Annotated in this window: 5 protein-coding genes; 4 read left to right on the forward strand and 1 reads right to left on the reverse strand. The window is 64.8% G+C overall.

What is annotated here, in order from left to right:
* Positions 1–196: 196 nt before the first annotated feature.
* The 3 genes from A2J02_RS28895 (at position 197) to fgd (ending at position 1,726) form a co-directional block, all read left to right on the forward strand.
* Complete coding sequence (locus A2J02_RS28895) at positions 197–319, forward strand: hypothetical protein (protein ID WP_255183036.1); 123 nt, start codon at positions 197–199, stop codon at positions 317–319.
* Entirely contained in the window at positions 316–648 is a 333-nt protein-coding gene (locus A2J02_RS05970) for a YidH family protein (RefSeq protein ID WP_068048031.1), read from the forward strand. Before A2J02_RS28895 ends, A2J02_RS05970 begins: the two co-directional genes overlap by 4 nt.
* A gap of 64 nt (positions 649–712) precedes the next feature.
* A complete protein-coding gene (fgd, locus tag A2J02_RS05975; RefSeq protein ID WP_032401751.1) occupies positions 713–1,726 on the forward strand; it encodes a glucose-6-phosphate dehydrogenase (coenzyme-F420) in 1,014 nt (337 codons plus the stop codon).
* Between the two features lie 12 nt (positions 1,727–1,738).
* Here the strand turns inward: fgd and A2J02_RS05980 are convergent, their stop codons facing one another.
* Positions 1,739–2,251 carry a nitroreductase/quinone reductase family protein gene (locus tag A2J02_RS05980; RefSeq protein WP_068048034.1) on the reverse strand — a complete coding sequence of 171 codons (513 nt, stop codon included), beginning with the start codon at positions 2,249–2,251 and terminating at the stop codon, positions 1,739–1,741.
* Between the two features lie 128 nt (positions 2,252–2,379).
* Here A2J02_RS05980 and A2J02_RS05985 point away from each other — a divergent pair.
* The coding region (locus A2J02_RS05985; RefSeq protein WP_197477953.1) for a phosphotransacetylase family protein at positions 2,380–3,331 on the forward strand (952 nt) is incomplete at its 3' end.

Below are 3,331 nucleotides of genomic sequence, written 5' to 3' on the forward strand. Positions count from 1 at the left end.
GTGCCAGGCGGTACAGTGTGTACTGATCGATACACACTGTACCAAAAGGTACAGGCGAAGCCAATGGCTTCTCCTGACTGCTGATGCCCTCGCGCAGCGTGCAATCCGACCGACAGGGTCTGCTCGAACTCGAGTTCCGGGAGCGGCTTGACTGTGGGGTGCGTCGACAATCGATCAGTGGCTCCCGCTGGACGTGATGCGTCCCAAGAAGGACACTGCAGTGGTGCTCACTCTCCGCCGCATCTCGCCGGTCTTCACCCCCGACGACCCGGACCAGGTTGCCCATCTGACTCGCGAGCGCATGACCCCACGGGCGTGACGCGCCCCGACGAGCGGTTCACACTCGCCAGCGAACGCACCTTTCTCGCCTGGCTGCGAACCTCTCTCGGCCTGCTCGCCGGCGGAATCGCGATCGTCCACCTGGTTCCCGATTTCAGCACCGGGTGGGTTCGGACGGCGCTGGGCCTGATTCTGATCGGTCTTGCTGCGGCGGCACCGATCATCGGTCTGCGACGGTGGATGCGCGTTCGCGATGCCCTCGAAAGTGGTGCACCGATGCCCGAGTCACGAGATCTGTGGATCTTCGCGGTAGGTATCGGCTTCGTAGCGGTACTGGCGGCAGTGGTCACGGTTCTGGGGATCCAGTAGAGCGTGGTGAACCACCACAGGTGCACAATCGAAGAACTAGGACGACCAACGACAGGAGTTCGGCGTGGCGCAGGGTCTCAAGCTGGGGTACAAGGCATCGGCGGAGCAGTTCGGACCGCGTGAGTTGGTCGAGCTCGGTGTGCTCGCCGAGCAGCACGGTATGGATTCGGCGACGGTCAGCGATCACTTCCAGCCGTGGCGGCACGAAGGCGGTCACGCACCGTTCTCGCTTGCCTGGATGACGGCCGTCGGGGAGCGGACGAACACGATTCAGCTCGGCACCTCGGTACTGACGCCGACGTTCCGTTACAACCCGTCGGTCATCGCGCAGGCGTTCGCGACGATGGGTTGCCTGTACCCCGGACGCATCATGCTGGGTGTGGGCACCGGAGAGGCGCTCAACGAGATCGCGACCGGATTCACCGGCGAATGGCCGGAGTTCAAGGAACGATTCGCGCGCCTGCGTGAGTCGGTGCGGTTGATGCGTGAGCTGTGGCTCGGCGACCGCGTCGACTTCGAGGGCGAGTACTACACCACCAAGGGCGCGTCGATCTACGACGTCCCCGAGGGCGGTATTCCGGTCTACATCGCGGCCGGCGGACCCGTGGTGGCGCGGTACGCAGGACGTGCGGGCGACGGATTCATCTGCACGTCGGGCAAGGGCATGGAGCTCTACACCGACAAGCTGCTTCCGGCCGTCGAAGAGGGCGCGGGCAAGGCCGAGCGCGACGCCGGCGAGATCGACAAGATGATCGAGATCAAGATCAGTTACGACACCGATCCCGAACTGGCGCTGGAGAACTGCCGTTTCTGGGCCCCGCTGTCACTGACGCCCGAGCAGAAGCACTCGATCGACGATCCGATCGAGATGGAGAAGGCCGCCGACGAGTTGCCGATCGAGCAGGTCGCCAAGCGCTGGATCGTCGCATCGGACCCGGACGAGGCAGTGGAGAAGGTCAAGCAGTACACCGATGCCGGCCTGAATCACTTGGTGTTCCACGCGCCCGGACACGATCAGAAGCGGTTCCTGGAGCTGTTCGAGAAGGACCTGGCCCCGCGCCTGCGCAAGCTCGGCTGAATCCCGAAGACACTAGAGATCGGCCGCGAGTGCGAACAATCGCATGTCGCGGTCGGTCCGGGTCTCGTATTCGCCGTAGACCTCGACCATCGCGTCGAACTGCCGGTAGATACGAGCCTTCTCGTCGCCGGTGATCCGGGTGGCCGTCACCGGAATCTTCTTGCCGCCGATGGCCACCACGGCCTTCGGGTCTGCGAGGAGGTTCGACGTCCACGCCGGGTGGTGCTGCTGACCGAAATTGGATCCGACGACGTAGATCTTGTCGCCCTCCCGGTAGTACAGCAGCGGACTCGTCCTGGGCTTGCCGGATTTGCGGCCGGTGGTGGTCAGCAACACCACCGGAGCCGCGATCGGCCCGAGGACGGTGAAGCGGCCGTCGGATTTGGTCAAGAGCCACCGGTCGACGCCTGCGAGGTTCCGGATTACCCACGAACCGGGCTTCGTCGACGCGAACTTCACGGCGGGCTTGCGGATGAACGATGTTTCGCTGCCCCAGCGCACATCCGGGAACGGTGATTCGGCCATGGTTCATGGGACAACCCGACCGCGCCCGGTGTCAACACCCCACCTGCTGGGCAGGAGTGGAGCCTGCGGAACGAGCCCTACCAGCCAGGAGTGGAGCCCGCGGAACGACCCCTACTAGGCTGGCGGTCATGGCTGAGCCCAGCGGCACCGACGCGTCGGACATGTATCCCTCGAGCATCTACATCGCGTCACCGGAAGGGGACACCGGGAAGTCGACCATCGCGCTCGGTGTGCTGCAGATGCTCGCCGCTTCCGCGGCCCGGGTGGGGGTGTTCCGTCCCATTGCTCGGTCGACCGAAGAGCCCGATTACATCCTCGAGTTGCTCGTCGAGCACACCACCGCAGATCTGACGTACGAGCAGTCGCTCGGTGTCACGTACGAGCAGGTGCACGCCGATCAGGATGCAGCGCTCAGTGAGATCGTCAATCGGTATCACGAGGTGGCGTCCCAGTGCGACGCCGTGGTGATCGTGGGCAGTGACTACACCGACGTCGGCAGCCCCAGTGAACTCGGCTTCAATGCGCGCATCGCGGTCAATCTCGGTGCCCCCGTGTTGCTTGCGCTGCGCGGGTCCGGGCGCACGCCCGACGAGATCGCGCAGTTGGCCACTCTGTGCCAGGGCGAACTGCGTCAGCATCATGCCCACCTGGCTGCGATCGTGGCGAACCGTTGCGCCCCCGAGGACCTCGATGCGGTCACCGACGCGTTGGCGTCGGTCGGCGTGCCCGCGTGGTCTCTGCCGGAGATTCCGCTCCTCGTCGCGCCGACGATGGCGGAACTGCTCGAGGCGGTGGACGGCACGCTGTACAGCGGTGATTCGTCGCTGCTGCAACGAGAAGCATTGCGGGTCATGGTCGGTGGTATGACGGCCGAGCACATCCTCGAACGCCTCACCGAGGGCGTCGTCGTCATTGCACCGGCAGACCGATCCGACGTGTTGCTCGCCCTCGTCAATGCCCATGAGGCGGAGGGCTTTCCGTCTCTCGCCGGAATCATCATGAACGGCGGCATCGAGCCCCATCCGGCGATCGCTCGTCTGGTGGCAGGGCTCGGCCCCCGGTTGCCGATCCTGACCACCG

Origin of the sequence: Rhodococcus sp. EPR-147 (assembly GCF_001647185.1) — a bacterium.
Lineage (GTDB): Bacteria > Actinomycetota > Actinomycetes > Mycobacteriales > Mycobacteriaceae > Rhodococcoides.

Excerpts from the sequence above, each read along its gene's own strand:
- A2J02_RS28895 (WP_255183036.1), top strand. The coding sequence starts at position 197 with ATGCGTCCCAAGAAGGACACTGCAGTGGTGCTCACTCTCCGCCGCATC.
- A2J02_RS05980 (WP_068048034.1), bottom strand. The coding sequence starts at position 2,251 with ATGGCCGAATCACCGTTCCCGGATGTGCGCTGGGGCAGCGAAACATCG.